The sequence below is a fragment of the Micromonospora sp. NPDC050695 genome (assembly GCF_040654415.1).
In the GTDB taxonomy this organism is placed as follows: Bacteria; Actinomycetota; Actinomycetes; order Mycobacteriales; family Micromonosporaceae; genus Micromonospora.
Map to the genome: position 1 here is coordinate 39740 of NZ_JBFAHZ010000022.1, position 16136 is coordinate 55875.

Sequence of the window (16136 nt, forward strand, 5' to 3'; positions counted from 1 at the left end):
TGTCCGTGGTCCTTTACTGGACGCGACGGACACCGCGTGACACACAACCCGCGTGAAAGAGGCGATTACCGGCCGTGTCGACCCAGCAGACTTCGCAGGAGAACCCACTGGCGGGTTTCGGCCCGAACGAGTGGATCGTCGAGGAAATGTACCAGCGGTACCTCGCCGACCCAACGAGCGTCGATTCGGCCTGGCACGACTTCTTCGCCGACTATCGACCGGCACCGGGCGCCGGCACACCGCGCGCCGCTGAGGCGTCGGGCAAGCCGGCCGCCGCGCCCGAGCCGGACGGCCAGCCGGAGGCGGCCGCCACGGTCAGCCAGCCGGCCGCCGCCGCACAGCCCGCCGCCCCGGCCAAGCCGGCCGCCGCGGCCGCACCGACGAAGGCCGCGCCGGAGAAGACCGCCCCGGCCAAGCCGGCCGCCAAGGCCGCCGCCCCGACCGCCGACGGTCCGCAGACCACGCCGCTGCGTGGCGTCGCCGCGAAGATCGTCCAGAACATGGACGCCTCGCTGAGCGTGCCCACCGCGACCAGCGTCCGCGCGGTCCCGGCGAAGCTGCTGGTCGACAACCGCATCGTGATCAACAACCACCTCGCCCGCGGGCGAGGTGGCAAGGTCAGCTTCACCCACCTGGTCGGCTACGCGATGGTGCGGGCGCTGGTCCAGCACCCCGAGATGAACAACTCCTACGCGGAGGCCAACGGCAAGCCGGCGGTGGTCCGCCCGGCGCACGTCAACCTCGGCATCGCGATCGACCTGGCCAAGCCGGACGGCACCCGCAACCTGGTGGTCCCCTCCATCAAGGGTTGCGAGCAGATGGACTTCCGGCAGTTCTGGCAGGCGTACGAGGACGTGGTCCGGCGGGCGCGGCGCAACGAGCTGACCATGGAGGACTACTCCGGCACCACGATCTCGCTGACCAACCCGGGCGGCATCGGCACCGTGCACTCGATGCCGCGGCTCATGCAGGGGCAGAGCGCGATCATCGGTGTCGGCGCGATGGAGTACCCGGCCCCCTACCAGGGCATGTCCGAGGCCACCCTCGCCGAGCTGGCGGTCAGCAAGATCATCACGCTGACCAGCACGTACGACCACCGGATCATCCAGGGCGCGCAGTCCGGCGAGTTCCTCAAGGTCATGCACGAGCTGATCCTGGGCGAGCACGGCTTCTACGACCAGATCTTCACCTCGCTGCGCATCCCGTACGAGCCGGTGCGCTGGGTCCGCGACGTGGCGGTCAACTCCGAGGGTCAGATCAACAAGACCGCCCGGGTGCACGAGCTGATCCACGCGTACCGGGTGCGCGGCCACCTGATGGCCGACACCGACCCGCTGGAATTCACCATCCGCAAGCACCCCGACCTGGACGTCCTCCAGCACGGGCTGACCCTGTGGGACCTGGACCGCGAGTTCCCGGTGAACGGCTTCGCCGGCCGCCAGCGGATGAAGCTGCGCGAGATCCTGGGCGTGCTGCGCGACTCGTACTGCCGCCGGGTGGGCATCGAGTACATGCACATCCAGGACCCGGAGGAGCGGCGCTGGATCCAGGAACGGATCGAGCGCAAGTACGAGAAGCCGTCCGCCGACGAGCAGAAGCACGTGCTCAACCGCCTCAACGCCGCCGAGGCGTTCGAGACCTTCCTGCAGACCAAGTACGTCGGCCAGAAGCGCTTCTCGCTGGAGGGCGGCGAATCGCTGATCCCGCTGCTCGGCGAGGTGCTGGAGTCCTCCGCCGAGAGCGGGCTGGACGAGGTCGTCATCGGCATGGCGCACCGGGGTCGGCTCAACGTGCTCGCCAACATCGTCGGCAAGCCGTACGAGAAGATCTTCTCCGAGTTCGAGGGTCACCTGGACCCGCGCTCGACGCAGGGCTCCGGCGACGTGAAGTACCACCTGGGCCAGAACGGCAAGTTCACCACCCCGGACGGCGAGCACAACGTCAAGGTGTCGCTGGTGGCCAACCCGTCGCACCTGGAGGCCGTCGACCCGGTGCTGGAGGGCATCGTCCGGGCCAAGCAGGACCGGATCGACCTCAAGCTGGAGGGTTACACCGTGCTGCCGCTGGCGGTGCACGGTGACGCCGCGTTCGCCGGGCAGGGCGTGGTCGCCGAGACCCTCAACCTGTCGCAGCTGCGCGGCTACCGCACCGGTGGCACCGTGCACGTGGTGGTCAACAACCAGGTCGGCTTCACCACCGCCCCGGAGTACAGCCGGTCCAGTCTCTACAGCACCGACGTGGCCCGGATGATCCAGGCGCCGATCTTCCACGTCAACGGCGACGACCCGGAGGCCGTGGTCCGGGTGGCCCGGCTGGCCTTCGAGTACCGGCAGGCGTTCAACAAGGACGTCGTGATCGACATGGTCTGCTACCGCCGGCGCGGGCACAACGAGGGCGACGACCCGTCGATGTCCAACCCCCAGATGTACAAGATCATTGACTCGAAGCGTTCGGTGCGCAAGCTCTACACCGAGGAGCTGATCGGTCGCGGCGACATCACCGTGGAGGACGCGGAGGAGCTGCTGCGCGACTACCAGTCGCAGCTGGAGAAGGTCTTCAAGGCCACCCGGGACGCCGCCGCCGCGCCGCGCCAGCTCAACCGGCCGCGCCGCGAGGAGGAGCCGGAGCCGCAGGTCGACACCGCCACCGACGCCGCCGTCGTGAAGGCGATCGGCGAGGCGCACATCAACCTGCCGGAGGGCTTCACCCCGCACAAGCGGATCCAGCAGCTGCTCGACCGGCGGGCCAAGATGTCCGTCGAGGGCAACATCGACTGGGGCTTCGGCGAGATCATCGCGCTGGGCGCGCTGCTGCACGACGGGGTCACCGTCCGGCTCGCCGGGCAGGATTCGCGTCGCGGTACGTTCGTCCAGCGGCACGCCTCGGTGGTCGACTCCCGCACCGGCGAGGACTACCTGCCGTTGAAGTCGCTCACCGGCGATGGCGAGCGCTCCCGGTTCTTCGTACACGACTCGCTGCTCAGCGAGTACGCCGCGATGGGCTTCGAGTACGGCTACTCGGTGGAGAACATCAACGCCCTGGTCGCCTGGGAGGCCCAGTTCGGCGACTTCGTCAACGGCGCCCAGTCGGTGATCGACGAGTTCATCTCGTCGGGCGAGGTGAAGTGGGGTCAGCGCTCCGCGGTCACCCTGCTGCTGCCGCACGGCCACGAGGGCCAGGGTCCGGACCACACGTCCGGCCGGCCGGAGCGGTTCCTGCAGATGTGCGCCGAGGACAACATGCGGGTGTCCATCCCGACGACCCCGGCGAACTACTTCCACCTGCTGCGCCGCCAGGCCCTGTCGCCCAAGCGCAAGCCGCTGGTGGTGTTCACGCCGAAGTCGCTGCTGCGGCACAAGCTCTGTGTCTCCCCGGTGGAGGACTTCACCACCGGCACCTTCCAGCCGGTGCTGCGCGACACGGCCGCACCGGCACCGGAGGCCGTGAAGCGGGTGCTGCTCTGCTCCGGCAAGGTCTACTACGACCTGTTCCAGGCCCGGCAGGAGCGCGGCGTCACCGACACGGCGATCATCCGGATCGAGCAGCTGTACCCGCTGCCGGTGGAGGAGATCCGGGCCGCCCTGGCGCAGTTCCCGAACGCGGAGGACTTCGCCTGGGTCCAGGAGGAGCCGGCCAACCAGGGCGCCTGGTCGTTCGTCGCGCTCAACCTGCTGGAGCACCTCACGGACGTCCGGCTGCGGCGGATCTCCCGCCCGGCGGCGGCCGCCCCGGCGGTCGGCTCGGCCAAGACCCACGAGGTCGAGCAGACCGCGCTGATCGAGGCGGCTCTCCCCCGCCCGTGACCTGATCGCACCGCGAGAGCCGGGGCAGGGCCGTTCACGACGGTCCTGCCCCGCTCCGTCGGTCCAACCGCCCGGCCCGCGCCGGGCCGACGCATGAGGACGTACGCCGTGTACTTCACCGACCGTGGCATCGAGGAGCTGGTCGAGCGCCGGGGCGACGAGCAGGTGACCCTGGAGTGGCTGGGTGAGCGCCTGCGCGACTTCGTCGACCTCAACCCCGACTTCGAAACCCCCATCGAACGCCTGGCCACCTACCTGGCCCGCCTGGACGACCCCGACGACGACGACGCCTGAACCCCCCGGTGGTGATCAAGAGGTTTGCGTCACCAGCGGCCCCGATCGTGACGCAAACCTCTTGATCACCGAGGCGGGAGGGTCGGAGGGCCCGGGTGGGGGGTCTCGCGATCTTCTAGGGTGGGGCTGTGGCCCGAAGTGTGTATCTGACTAGCGTGGGGTCGGGCGGGGGCAAGTCGACCGTCGCCCTCGGGCTGGCGGAGTTGCTGTCCCGTCAGGTGGGGCGGATCGGCGTGTTCCGGCCGCTGGTCGCCGACACCGGACCGGACCCGATCCTCGCCCTGCTCAGCGAGCGCTACCGGGTCGAGCTGCCGCTCACCGAGCTGGCCGGGGCGACGTACGCCGAGGCGGCCACGCTGGTCGCCGACGGCCGGCGGGAAGAGCTGATCTCCGCGATCGTGGAGCGCTACCGGACGGTGGAGCGGCAGTGCCCGGCGGTCGTCGTGGTGGGCAGCGACTTCGACGATCCGGGCGACTCGGCCCGACCCCGGGAGCTGGCCTTCAACGCCCGGCTGGCCACCGAGTTCGGCAGCGTGGTGGTACCGGTGGTGGACGGCTTCGGGCAGGCGCCGGCGGCCGTCGCGTCGGCGATGCGCGGGGCGTACCACGATCTGGCCGACCTGGGCGCGACCGTGCTCGCGGTGATCGCCAACCGGGTCGCCGAGCCGATGACGCTGCCCGAGCTGCCGGTGCCCGCGTACGCCATCCCGGAGGTGCCGAGCGTGTCGGCGCCGACGGTGGCCGAGGTGGCGGCGGCGCTCGGCGCCACGCTGCTCGCCGGTGACGACGCCGCGCTCGGCCGGGACGTGCTGGACTTCGTGGTCGGCGCCGCGCACGTGCCGACCCTGCTGAGCCACCTCACCGAGGGCGCCCTGGTGATCACCCCCGGGGACCGGGCCGACCTGCTCGTCGCCGCGAGCGCCGCGCACGTCGCCGGGCAGGTGTCGGTGGCCGGGCTGGTGCTGACCCTCGGCGAGCAGCCCGACCCCCGGGTGATGCGGCTGGTGGAAGGGTTGAACACCGGGCTGGCGGTGCTGTCCGTGGGCAGCGACAGCTACGACACGGTGGCCGCGTCCAGTCGCATCGAGGGCCGGCCCAGCGTCGCCAACCCGCGCAAGGTGGAGGCAGCGCTGGGGGCGTTCGAGCGCTGCGTGGACACCGACGACCTGGCCCGCCGACTGCGGGTCAGCCGGTCGACCCGGGTCACCCCGCTGATGTTCGAGAACGAGTTGATCGACCGGGCCCGCTCGCAGCCCCGGCACCTGGTGCTGCCGGAGGGCTCCGAGGAGCGGATCCTGCGGGCGGCGGAGATCCTGCTGCGCCGGGGGGTCGCCGAGCTGACCCTGCTCGGGCGGCCGGACGACATCGCCCGGCGCACCCGCGAGCTGGGCATCGACCTCGGCGACGCGAGCGTCGTCGACCCGGTCACCAGCGGCTGGCGGGACGGCTTCGCCGCCGAGTACGCGCGGCTGCGCGCCCACCGGGGCGTCACCACCGAGCTGGCGCACGACATCGTGGCCCAGGCGAACTACTTCGGCACGCTGATGGTGGCCACCGGACGGGCCGACGGCATGGTGTCCGGCGCGACGCACACCACCGCCGCGACCATCCGGCCGGCGTTCGAGATCATCCGAACCGTGCCGGAGGTCTCGGTGGCGTCCAGCGTCTTCTTCATGCTGCTCGCCGACCGGGTGCTGGTCTACGGCGACTGCGCGGTCAACCGCGACCCGGACGCCGCCCAGCTCGCCGACATCGCGATCTCGTCGGCCGACACCGCCGCCCGGTTCGGCATCGAACCCCGGGTGGCCATGCTGTCGTACTCCACCGGCAGCTCCGGCGCGGGCGCGGACGTGGAGAAGGTCGCCACGGCCACCGCGCTGGTCCGGGAGCGCCGGCCGGACCTGCTCGTCGAGGGGCCCATCCAGTACGACGCGGCGATCGACCCGGCGGTGGCGGCCACGAAACTGCCGGGCAGCCCGGTCGCCGGCCGCGCCACGGTCTTCATCTTCCCGGACCTCAACACGGGCAACAACACGTACAAGGCGGTGCAGCGCTCCGCCGGGGCGGTCGCCGTCGGCCCGGTGATGCAGGGGCTGCGGCGGCCGGTGAACGACCTGTCGCGGGGCGCCACCGTGCCGGACATCGTGAACACGGTGGCGATCACCGCCATCCAGGCGGCCACCGAGGAGGCCTCGTGAGTCGGGTGCTGGTGCTCAACTGCGGGTCGTCGTCGGTGAAGTGGCGCCGCTACGACGGTGACCGGGCACTCGACCAGGGCACCGTGGAACGCATCGGTGAGCCCGGCGGCGGCCCGGCCGACCACGCCGGCGCGGTCCGGCAGATCCTGGCCGAGCAGGACCTCACCGGGCTGACGGCGGTCGGGCACCGGGTGGTGCACGGTGGCCGGACGTTCAGCGCGCCGGTGCTGGTCGACGAGGCGGTGCTGGCCGCGATCCGGGACCTGGTGCCGCTCGCTCCGCTGCACAACCCGGCGAACCTGGCCGGTATCGAGGTGGCCCGCGCGGCACTGCCGGACGTGCCGCAGGTCGCCGTCTTCGACACCGCGTTCCACCACACCCTGCCGGCGGCCGCCGCGACGTACGCGATCGACCGGGACACCGCCGAGCGGTACGACATCCGCCGGTACGGCTTCCACGGCACCTCGCACGCGTACGTCTCCCGCCGCACCGCCGAACTGCTGGGCCGCCCGTACGAGCAGCTCAACACCATCACCCTGCACCTGGGCAACGGGGCCAGCGCCTGCGCGGTGCACAACGGCCGCAGCGTGGCCACCTCGATGGGCATGTCCCCGTTGGAGGGGCTGGTGATGGGCACCCGCAGCGGCGACATCGACCCGACCGTGATCTTCCACCTACGCCGGCAGGGTGGGCTGTCGGTCGACGACATCGACGACCTGCTCAACCACCGCAGCGGCCTGCTCGGCCTCACCGGCGCCAACGACATGCGCGAGGTGCTCCAGCGTCGGGCGTCCGGTGACCGGGCGGCGGAGCTGGCCTTCGACGTGTACTGCCGGCGGATCACCGGGTACGTCGGGGCGTACTACGCGCTGCTCGGCCAGGTCGACGCGATCGCCTTCACCGCCGGGGTCGGCGAGCATGCCGCGCCGGTGCGGGCCGCCGCGCTGGCCGGCCTGCACCGGCTCGGCATCGCCGTCGACGACACCCGCAACGACGGCACGGGCGACCGGGTGATCTCACCCGACGGCGCCGAGGTGAGCGTCTGCGTCATCCGCACCGACGAGGAACGCGAGATCGCCCGGCAGACCCGGGACGTGGTCGAGGCGGCCTGACCGCACCGTCCCGGGTACGCCAAATCAGCCCATCGCCAACCAGGCGACGAGGGCCACCAGCAACACGATGACCACCGCCGCACCGACGATGAGCGGCAGGCGGGACGGCGCGTCCGCCGGGCCGGCGGCCTCCGGCGTCTGGGAGAAGGCGCGGAACGCCTCGGTGTTGCCGCTGGGGTCGGTGTAGTTCTCAGGCATCCGGTGACCATAGCGAAGCCGTTCGCGGAGCACCGCCCCCGCCCACGTCGCCCCGGCGGGTCGACCCGGCCGGCGGAGGCGACCCGGCCGGGTGGCGGGTACAGCCCGGCCGGACGGCGGGGCCGCTACGCACGCCCGGGCACCTACCGTGGAACGATGGGGGCGGGGCGGCTCATGGCCGTACTGGTGACAGCACTGCTGGCTGGTTGCGCGCCCGCCACCGCGGTGGCCGGCGAGGCCACCGGGCCGGTCTCGGCGCGCCGGGCGCCCGAGGGGTCGTACGCCGTCGGCGTGCGTACGCTCACCCTCGATCCGCGCTCGGCGCGCCCCCTGCCGGTGACGATCTGGTATCCGGCTTCGACCGACGGGGTGGCCTCCGGGCGGTTTCCGGTGGTGGTCTACAGCCACGGGCTGTACAGCCGACCCGACCTGCACGCCGGCCTGACCACCCGCTGGGCGGCAGCCGGTTTCGTGGTGGCCGCACCGGCGTACCCGCACACCCGGCAGGGCGCCGCGCACTTCACCCGCGCCGACGTCCGTAACCAGCCGGCCGACGGGTGGCGGCTGATCCGACACCTGGGCCGCGTCGACCGCGCACCTGGTGATCCGCTCGCCGGCCACCTCGACCTGACGTCGATCGCCGCTGCCGGGCACTCGGCGGGCGGCTTCACCACCTCCGGCATGTTCAGCGAGGGCCATCCCGCCCGGTTGCGCGCCGGCATCGTCATCGCCGGCGGTGGACTGCCGGGCAGCTTCGCCGGGCCGCCCGCACCGGTGCTCTTCGTGCACGGCACGGCCGACGCGGTGGTGCCGGTGACCGTGGGCCGGGCCGCGTACGGGCGTACCCCCGGGCCGGCCGCGTTCCTCAGCCTGCGCGGCCAGGACCATGGCGCGTACCTCACGCCGGGCCACCCGGGTTTCGCCCCGGTCCTCGCCACCACCACCGACTTCCTGCGCTGGACCCTCTACGGCGATCAGGCGGCCGGCGCCCGCCTCCCCGCCGACGCCGGCTCCCCCACCCTGACCCGTTACGAGTCCCGCCCGGCCCACTGAGCCGGCCGACGCCGTACGGTGGCCCGGTGGACGAGCTCGCGCGCCGCCAACTGGCGAGCATCGCCGAGGTGGTCGCGGTGACCGGGCCGGCCGGCATACCGGTGTGGCTGCGCGGCGGCTGGGCGATGGATTTCCAGCTCGGCGCCGTGACCCGCCCGCACGTCGACGTCGACTGGTACTGCTGGCGCGACGACGCGGACCGGCTGGCCGAGCTGCTGCTGGCCCGCGGTTGGCGTCCCGACCCGCGGATGCCGGTGGAGGTGCAGCTCGACCTGTTCACCGGTGACGTGGAGGTGAGCGTCGCGTACCTGGGTCGGGGCGCCGCCGGGCGGCCCACCGTGGGCGCCGGATCATGGGCCGGGACCCCGCTGCCGGTCGGGCTGCTGGACGCTCCGCCCGGCCAGATCGGTCCCCTCACCGTGCCGACGATCTCGGTGGCGGCCCAGATCGAGTTCAAGCAGATGTACCCGGTCTGGATGCCGGAGCGCCCCCGCCGACCGAAGGACGCCGACGATCTGGCCCGGCTACGGGCCCACCGATCTGGCAGGTGACGTGCCTCTGGTGCTCGCGGAGGGGCGCGCGTCGTTCCTCGGCGCCGTCACGGGGTGAGCACAGCCCGTCGAACCTCGCCGGGCGGCCCGGCCGGGCAGGGCACAATTGAGGCCATGTCGCGTCGCGTCACCCCCGCGCTGCTGGCCAGCGCCGTGCTCATGGCCGGTCTGGTCGGCTGCTCCAGCGGCTCCGGCAAGGCCGAGAGCTGGCAGGCACCGGTCGAGCCGAAGCCCGCCGCCACCCCGACGCCGCAGGTCCCGGCCGGAAAGGCCCCGGAGCGCGCCTTCGGGGTCGGCGTCCGTCAGCTGAAGCTAAACCGGGAGGGTCGCGCGCTGCCGGTGACACTCTGGTATCCGGCCGACGGGGAGTCCGGCGGCGTCGCCAAGCGGTCGGTGGCCGCGGCGGAGGGCCGGTTTCCGGTGGTCATGTTCAGTCACGGCCTGGGCGGGCGACCGGACGACTACGCCACGCTGCTGACCCGGTGGGCGGCGGCGGGCTTCGTGGTGGCCGCGCCGACGTTCCCGCACACCTCCCGGGGCGCGGACAACAACGTCCTCGACGTGCTCAACCAGCCGGCCGACGTGTCGTACGCGCTGGACCAGGTGCTCGCGCTGAACGGCAAGGCCGGCGACGCGTTGCGGGGCCGGCTGGACGCCGAGCGGGTGGCCGCGGCCGGGCACTCGGCGGGCGGGGTGACCACCATCGGCCTGTTCACCGCGAGTCGGGACGAGCGGTTGGACGCGGGGGTGGTGTTCGCCGGCACGGCGCTGGGCGTGGGCACCGCGTTCGCCGGTGCGTCCGCGCCGCAGTTGTTCGTGCACGGGGAGCTGGACGAGGTCGTGGACTACGCGGCGGGCAAGGCGGCGTACGACAAGGTGCCGTGGCCGAAGGCGATGCTGAGCCTGCCCAAGGGCGACCACGGGCGGGCGCTGCTCAGCGACGGCGCGACGTTGCGGGTCGTCTCGGACACGTCCGTCGAGTTCCTGCGCTGGTCGCTGTACGGCGACGCCGCCGCCAAGAAGCGCATCTCCACCGACGCGACGCGCGGCGACATCGCCACGTTCGACGATCACCTCTGACGTCCGCACGCGCCGGCCGCGCCGGCCGCTCATGATCGCGCAGTAACCAGGAAACAGTGGCCTCCCACGACTCTGAGGCCACTGTTTCCATGATGTTGTGCGATCTTGCGGCGCGGGCCACACGGCCGGACGCGCGTCAGGCCGTGTGGTCGATGACGACCTTGCCAAAGGTGTCGCCGGAGTGCAGGCGGGCGAAGGCCTTCTCGACCCGGCTGAACGGGACCACGCTGTCCACCACCGGGCGCACCGCGTTGTCGGCGCAGAACGCCAACAGCTCGTACAGCTCACCCGGGGTGCCCATCGAGGTGCCCAGGATCTCCAGCTGCATGGCGAAGACCCGACGCAGGTTGACCGTCGGCTCGTGCCCGGCGGTGGCACCGGAGACCACGATCCGGGCCATCGGCGCGGCCGACTTCAGCGAGTGGTCGAAGGTGGCCGCGCCGACCGTCTCGATCACCACGTCGACCCGTTCCGGCAGCCGCGCACCGGGTTCCACGGCGGTGGCGCCGAGCGCGGTGATCCGTTCCCGCTTGGCGGCGTCGCGGCTGGTCGCGTACACCCGCTTGCCCATGGCGACGGCGAGCGCGACGGCGGCGGTGGCGACGCCACCGCCGGCGCCCTGCACCAGCACGCTGTCGGCGTCCTCGACGCGGCCTTTGGTGGTCAGCATCCGCCATGCGGTGAGCCAGGCCGTGGGCAGGCACGCCGCGTCGGTCGCCGCCATGCCGGCGGGCAGCGGGATCAGGTTCGACCGGGGGACGGCGACCCGCTCGGCGAGGGTGCCGGGGAAGTACTCGGAGAGGATGGAGACCCCGCGCGGGTCGCCCGGCGTGACCACCACCGGGTAGACGACCACCTCGTTGCCCTCGGGGTCCACGCCCACCGCGTCGCAGCCGAGGATCATCGGCAGTTGGGCCTCGGTGAGCCCCACCCCGCGCAGGGACCAGAGGTCGTGGTGGTTGAGCGAGGTGGCCCGCAGGTCCACGGTCACCCAGTCGTCGGCCGGGTGGGTCGGCTCGGGCCGTTCACCGACGGTGAGCGCGGTGAGCGGGTCGGCGTCGTCGAAGCGGGAGGCGAAGGCGGCACGCATGATCGGCACGGTAACAAGCTGAGCGCCCGTTAAGAAGGGGCCTTCCTGGCCGGAGATGCCAGGAAGGCCCCTTCACGCGGGTCGGCGGCGTGGAGCGGGGTCCCCCTACCGGCGGGCGACACCGTCGCGGCGGGCGGCCTCGGCGACCGCCTCGGCGACGGCCGGGGCGACCCGCGGGTCGAGTGGCGACGGGACGATCGCCTCGGCGGTCAGCGACTCGGCCACCACGCCGGCGATGGCGTCGGCGGCGGCGACCTTCATGGCCTCGGTGATCCGGGTGGCGCGGGCGTCCAGCGCGCCCCGGAACACACCGGGGAACGCCAGCACGTTGTTGATCTGGTTGGGGTAGTCGCTGCGCCCGGTGGCGACGACCGCGACATGCCGGGCGGCCACCTCGGGGTGCACCTCCGGAGTCGGGTTGGCCAGCGCGAACACGATCCCGCCGGGTGCCATCCCGGCGACGGCGGCCTCCGGGATCTGCCCCCCGGAGACGCCGATCAGCACGTCCGCGCCGCGCAGCGCCTCGGTGATGTCGCCGTGGCGGCCGTCGGCGTTGGTGCTCGCCGCCAGCTCCGCCTTGGTGCCGGTCAGCTCGGTGCGGTGCCGGCCGATGATTCCCTTGGAGTCGCAGACCACCACCTGGTCGGGGTTGACGCCCCCGGCGATGAGCATCTTCGTCACGGCGACCCCGGCCGCGCCCGCCCCGCTCACCGCGACCCGCAGGTCACCGAGCTTGCGGTTGAGCAGGGTGGCGGCGTTGCGCAGCGCGGCGAGCACCACGATCGCGGTGCCGTGCTGGTCGTCGTGGAAGACCGGGATGTCCAGCGCCTCGTCGAGCCGCCGCTCGATCTCGAAGCAGCGCGGCGCGCTGATGTCCTCCAGGTTGATCCCACCGAACGAGGGGGCCAGCGCCCGCACCACCGCGACGATCTCGTCCACGTCCTGGGTGTCCAGGCAGACCGGCACCGCGTCCACCCCGGCGAACTGCTTGAACAGCACCGCCTTGCCCTCCATCACCGGCAGCGCCGCACGCGGGCCGATGTTGCCGAGCCCGAGCACCGCCGAGCCATCGGTGACCACCGCGACGGCGTGCGACGCCCACGTGTAGTCATCGGCCAGGTCGGGGTCGGCGGCGATCGCCTCACACACCCGGGCCACCCCCGGGGTGTACGCGAGGGAGAGATCCTCCCGGCTGGTGAGCGGCACCGTCGAGGCGACGGCCATCTTGCCGCCCAGATGCAGTTGGAAGACGGGATCAGCGGGGTCCATGGTGGACGAAGACATGGTGGTGACTCCAGGATCTGTCGAGCAGACGGGGCGGCCGGCCCGGCCGCGAGGTGGGCGGCGAGCGGTGGCACGCGGTGCGGGGGTCACCCGGGCACTTTCCGAGCATAGTGTCGGCACAGCCCCTCGGATGTGAGCAGGGTCATACCGGGCGACGAGGAACCCGTCCGGGGCGTGGCCAGTAGCGGGCCACCACCCTGCCCCGCACGTCGGCGACCCCGTACGCCCGGGAGTCGTCGGTGACCAGGTCGTTGTCCCCGCGGAGCCACCAGCCGCCGTCCTGCGGCCGGACCGCCCGCTTCACCACCAGCAACTCGGGACGCGTCCGGAAGACGGCGACCACCACGTCACCGGGTCGGATCGGCCGGCCACCCGGGCGGACCAGCAGCGCGTCGCCGTGCCGCAGCGTCGGCGCCATGGACGGGCCGGTCACCGCAACGGCCGTCAGCGGCCCGCGCAGATGCGGCGCCTCCGCCGGGTGATCGGCGTGCACTGGTTTCACCTCCACCCGGTTCGGGGAGCATTCCCAGGAGTAATGTCGCCTTTGATCATCGCAAACTTCCCATGGAGGATCCCGATGCGACTTCCCCGCATCCTTGCGCCCCGCGTCACCGCGAGCGCTCACTGCGACCTGCCGTGCGGCGTCTACGACCCGGCCCAGGCCCGGATCGAGGCCGAGTCGGTCAAAATGATCTGCGAGAAATACCAGGCCAACACCGACCCGGAGTTCCGCACCCGCGCGGTCATCATCAAGGAGCAGCGCGCCGAGCTGGTCAAGCACCACCTGTGGGTGCTCTGGACCGACTACTTCAAGGCGCCCCACTTCGAGAAGTACCCGAACCTGCACACCCTGTTCAACGAGGCCACCAAGCTCGCCGGCGCCGGTGGTGTCAAGGGCAGCCTCGACCCGGCCACCGCCGACCAGCTCCTCGCGAAGATCGACGAGATCTCGAAGATCTTCTGGGAGACCAAGAAGGCGTGACCAACCCGGTCATCCCGACGATCCGGCCGGTACGTCCCGAGGACGTGCCGGCCGTCGTCGCCATGGTGCACGAGCTGGCGGAGTACGAGCGCGCCCCCGACCAGTGCCACCTCACCACCGACCAGCTCACCTCGGCCCTGTTCGCGACCGCTCCGGCGCTCTTCGGCCACGTCGCGGTCGACGGGCACGACGAGCCGGTCGGTTTCGCGCTGTGGTTTCTCAACTTCTCCACCTGGGCCGCCGTGCACGGCATCTACCTGGAGGACCTCTACGTCCGGCCGGCCGCCCGGGGCACCGGCGCGGGCCGGCTGCTACTCGCCACCCTGGCCGACATCTGCGTACGACGCGGCTACCGGCGGCTGGAGTGGTGGATGATCGACTGGAATCCGGCCGCCGGGTTCTACGCCTCGATCGGGGCGGAGCAGATGAGCGAGTGGGTGCCCTACCGGCTCAGCGGTGACGCGTTGCGCGAGCTGGCCGGGCAGGCCACCGCCGCCGGCACGCGTGCCGGCGACCGACCGGGTAGAGTCCCCGACCGGGGGGATGAGGCGTGACTCAACTGACCGGCCAGCCAGCGACCGACGACGACGTGGTGCACCTCACGGTGCCCGCCGACGGCGGTTACCTCGGCGTGCTCCGTACCGCCACCGCCGGTCTCGCGGCCCGGTTGCAGTTCGCACTCGACGAGATCGAGGATCTGCGGATCGCGGTCGACGAGGCGTGCGCGATGCTGCTCGCCATCGCCACCCGCGACGCCGAGTTGGAGTGCCGCTTCTCGGTAACCGAGGACGCGCTGACCGTCGAGGTGACCGTGCCGACCGTGCGGGGCGCCACGTTGCCCGCCGAGTCGTCCTTCGCCTGGAAGGTGCTCACCGCGCTGACCACGTCGGCGTCCGCCACGGCCGCCGACGGTCGGGCCACGATCTCGCTGCTGACCCGCCGCTCCGGCGGCTACTGACCAACCCGTCGGGTCGACCGGGTCACTCGAAGCCGAGAGCCCGGGTCGTCGGTGGGCTGACCAGCAGCCAACCCACGAGCAGGCCGAGTGCCATCAGCGGCACGCCCAACCAACCCAGCCCGCCCTGGATCATGAACCAGCCGATCGGCAGCAGCATCAGCTGGAGCACGATGGCGGGGGCCCGCGCGCCGGCTCGACGGCGCAGCAGCGCACGGCCCAGCGCCCAGAGCACGACCGCCGCGCCGGCCGCGAACACGGTCACCAGCAACGCCGACATCAGGTCGGTGGTGGTGGACGTGAGGTCGGCCCAGATCAGCCAGACGGCGAGCAGCCCGACGACGGCCGCCTCCGCCCACAGCAGGCGGACCGCCCAGCGGAGCGTGACGGGAATCGGGGCCGAGTCGATGGTCACGCGCGCCACGATACCCGGGCTACCGAGAGGTACAGTGCCGCCCATGCGGGCCGTCCTGGTGGTCAATCCGAAGGCCACCACCACCAGCGAACGCAGCCGGGACGTGCTTGTCCGGGCGCTGCGCAGCGAAGTCGATCTCAGCGTGCGCTACACGCGCCGGCGTGGGCACGGCATGGCGCTGGCCCGGGAGGCCGCCGCCGAGGGGGTCGATCTCGTCGTCACCCTGGGTGGCGACGGCACCGTGAACGAGGTGGTGAACGGCCTGATGTCGGCCGACCCGCCGGCCGGTGCCGCCGGTGCCACGCTGGCCGACCGGCTGCCCGCGCTGGCGACCGTCCCGGGCGGCTCGACCAACGTCTTCGCCCGCGCCCTGGGACTGCCCCGGGACTGGCCGGAGGCGACCAGCATGATCCTCGAAGGGCTGCGCCTGGGTCGGCACCGGACGGTCGGGCTGGGCCGTGCGGACGACCGCTACTTCACGTTCTGCGCGGGGTTCGGTCTGGACGCCGCCGTGATCCACCGGGTGGAGCAGGCCCGGCGCAAGGGGCGGGTTTCCACGCCGTCGCTCTACTTCCGCTCGATCATGAATCAGTACTTCCTCGCCTCCGATCGGCGGCACCCGGCGATCAGCCTGGAGCGTCCGGGCGAGCCGGTGGAGGACGAGCTGGCCACCGTGATCATCCAGAACACGGCGCCCTGGACCTATCTGGGCGACCGGGAGGTCAACCCGAACCCGGAGGCGTCGTTCGACCTCGGGCTGGATGTGCTGGCGTTACGTCAGCTGCGGGTGGCTAGCACAACACGGACAGTGACGCAGTTCCTGTCCCGCCGTCCCGATCCTCGAGGTCGTCAGGTGTTACGACTCCATGACACGGCGGAGTTCACCCTGCTCTCTGCCCGTCCGCAGGCGTTTCAGCTGGACGGCGACTATCTCGGCGAGCGGGAGAAAGTCAGATTCACATCCGTTCCCGCCGCACTGAGAGTAATCTGCTAGGTCTCGGGTACTGCCCTAGGTCGACGCGGCGCCGCACCGCATCGGCGCGGTCGCCGCCACACCGAGGGGTAGGTGCCGGAAATGTCAGCAATGTCACGCGGACTGTACTATATTGATCCTCGGCTGT

Annotated in this window: 16 protein-coding genes; 11 read left to right on the top strand and 5 right to left on the bottom strand. The window is 72.0% G+C overall.

Translation table 11 applies throughout. The features are described from left to right. Nucleotides 1-74: 74 nt before the first annotated feature. The 4 genes from AB0H52_RS18455 to AB0H52_RS18470 all read left to right on the top strand — a co-directional run bounded on the left by AB0H52_RS18455 (nt 75) and on the right by AB0H52_RS18470 (nt 7407). Nucleotides 75-3803, top strand: coding sequence for a multifunctional oxoglutarate decarboxylase/oxoglutarate dehydrogenase thiamine pyrophosphate-binding subunit/dihydrolipoyllysine-residue succinyltransferase subunit (locus tag AB0H52_RS18455; RefSeq protein ID WP_151492809.1), 3729 nt, complete (start codon nt 75-77; stop codon nt 3801-3803). A gap of 108 nt (nt 3804-3911) precedes the next feature. Further along, nucleotides 3912-4097 carry a DUF6104 family protein gene (locus AB0H52_RS18460; protein WP_088987811.1) on the top strand — a complete coding sequence of 62 codons (186 nt, stop codon included), beginning with the start codon at nt 3912-3914 and terminating at the stop codon, nt 4095-4097. Between the two features lie 128 nt (nt 4098-4225). Continuing rightward, a complete protein-coding gene (gene pta, locus AB0H52_RS18465; protein WP_151493176.1) occupies nt 4226-6295 on the top strand; it encodes a phosphate acetyltransferase in 2070 nt (689 codons plus the stop codon). Continuing rightward, the gene (locus AB0H52_RS18470; protein WP_357948764.1) at nt 6292-7407 is read left to right on the top strand and encodes an acetate kinase; all 1116 of its coding nucleotides are present in this window, start codon (nt 6292-6294) and stop codon (nt 7405-7407) included. The genes pta and AB0H52_RS18470 overlap by 4 nt, the downstream gene beginning before the upstream one ends. 24 nt (nt 7408-7431) lie before the next feature. Here the strand turns inward: AB0H52_RS18470 and AB0H52_RS18475 are convergent, their stop codons facing one another. After that, nucleotides 7432-7605 carry a hypothetical protein gene (locus tag AB0H52_RS18475; RefSeq protein ID WP_192580523.1) on the bottom strand — a complete coding sequence of 58 codons (174 nt, stop codon included), beginning with the start codon at nt 7603-7605 and terminating at the stop codon, nt 7432-7434. A 156-nt stretch (nt 7606-7761) separates the two neighbouring features. On the opposite strand from AB0H52_RS18475, the gene AB0H52_RS18480 reads away from it, so the two are divergent. From AB0H52_RS18480 to AB0H52_RS18490, 3 genes are all read left to right on the top strand, one after another. Continuing rightward, on the top strand, nt 7762-8658 hold the full coding sequence (locus tag AB0H52_RS18480; protein WP_357948767.1) for an alpha/beta hydrolase: 897 nt from the start codon (nt 7762-7764) through the stop codon (nt 8656-8658). A gap of 26 nt (nt 8659-8684) precedes the next feature. Then, nucleotides 8685-9209 (top strand): aminoglycoside adenylyltransferase, encoded by a 525-nt coding sequence (locus AB0H52_RS18485; RefSeq protein ID WP_357948770.1) that lies wholly within the window; start codon nt 8685-8687, stop codon nt 9207-9209. A 114-nt stretch (nt 9210-9323) separates the two neighbouring features. Next, nucleotides 9324-10289, top strand: a complete 966-nt coding sequence (locus AB0H52_RS18490) for a dienelactone hydrolase family protein (RefSeq protein ID WP_151491582.1) — start codon at nt 9324-9326, stop codon at nt 10287-10289. Nucleotides 10290-10425: 136 nt separating this feature from the next. Here the strand turns inward: AB0H52_RS18490 and AB0H52_RS18495 are convergent, their stop codons facing one another. The 3 genes from AB0H52_RS18495 to AB0H52_RS18505 all read right to left on the bottom strand — a co-directional run bounded on the left by AB0H52_RS18495 (nt 10426) and on the right by AB0H52_RS18505 (nt 13156). Then, complete coding sequence (locus AB0H52_RS18495) at nt 10426-11388, bottom strand: zinc-binding dehydrogenase (RefSeq protein ID WP_151491581.1); 963 nt, start codon at nt 11386-11388, stop codon at nt 10426-10428. A gap of 96 nt (nt 11389-11484) precedes the next feature. Continuing rightward, the gene (locus AB0H52_RS18500; RefSeq protein ID WP_151491580.1) at nt 11485-12663 is read right to left on the bottom strand and encodes an NADP-dependent malic enzyme; all 1179 of its coding nucleotides are present in this window, start codon (nt 12661-12663) and stop codon (nt 11485-11487) included. 142 nt (nt 12664-12805) lie between these two features. Further along, the gene (locus AB0H52_RS18505) at nt 12806-13156 is read right to left on the bottom strand and encodes a S24/S26 family peptidase (protein ID WP_151491579.1); all 351 of its coding nucleotides are present in this window, start codon (nt 13154-13156) and stop codon (nt 12806-12808) included. 84 nt (nt 13157-13240) lie between these two features. Between AB0H52_RS18505 and sodN the strand changes: the two genes are divergently transcribed. From sodN to AB0H52_RS18520, 3 genes are read left to right on the top strand one after another with little or no spacing between them, the layout of a single operon-like run. Then, nucleotides 13241-13645 carry a superoxide dismutase, Ni gene (gene sodN / locus AB0H52_RS18510; protein WP_151491578.1) on the top strand — a complete coding sequence of 135 codons (405 nt, stop codon included), beginning with the start codon at nt 13241-13243 and terminating at the stop codon, nt 13643-13645. Continuing rightward, entirely contained in the window at nt 13642-14199 is a 558-nt protein-coding gene (locus AB0H52_RS18515) for a GNAT family N-acetyltransferase (protein ID WP_357948776.1), read from the top strand. The genes sodN and AB0H52_RS18515 overlap by 4 nt, the downstream gene beginning before the upstream one ends. Continuing rightward, nucleotides 14196-14603, top strand: coding sequence for an ATP-binding protein (locus AB0H52_RS18520; protein WP_357948779.1), 408 nt, complete (start codon nt 14196-14198; stop codon nt 14601-14603). Before AB0H52_RS18515 ends, AB0H52_RS18520 begins: the two co-directional genes overlap by 4 nt. Nucleotides 14604-14625: 22 nt before the next feature. On the opposite strand, the gene AB0H52_RS18525 is transcribed toward AB0H52_RS18520, so the two are convergent. Continuing rightward, nucleotides 14626-15015, bottom strand: a complete 390-nt coding sequence (locus tag AB0H52_RS18525) for a hypothetical protein (RefSeq protein WP_278126594.1) — start codon at nt 15013-15015, stop codon at nt 14626-14628. A 43-nt stretch (nt 15016-15058) separates the two neighbouring features. Here AB0H52_RS18525 and AB0H52_RS18530 point away from each other — a divergent pair, with 43 nt between their 5' ends. Further along, nucleotides 15059-16009: a diacylglycerol kinase family protein gene (locus AB0H52_RS18530; RefSeq protein WP_357948782.1), complete on the top strand. Its 951-nt coding sequence runs from the start codon at nt 15059-15061 to the stop codon at nt 16007-16009. The last annotated feature ends 127 nt before the right edge of the window (nt 16010-16136 follow it).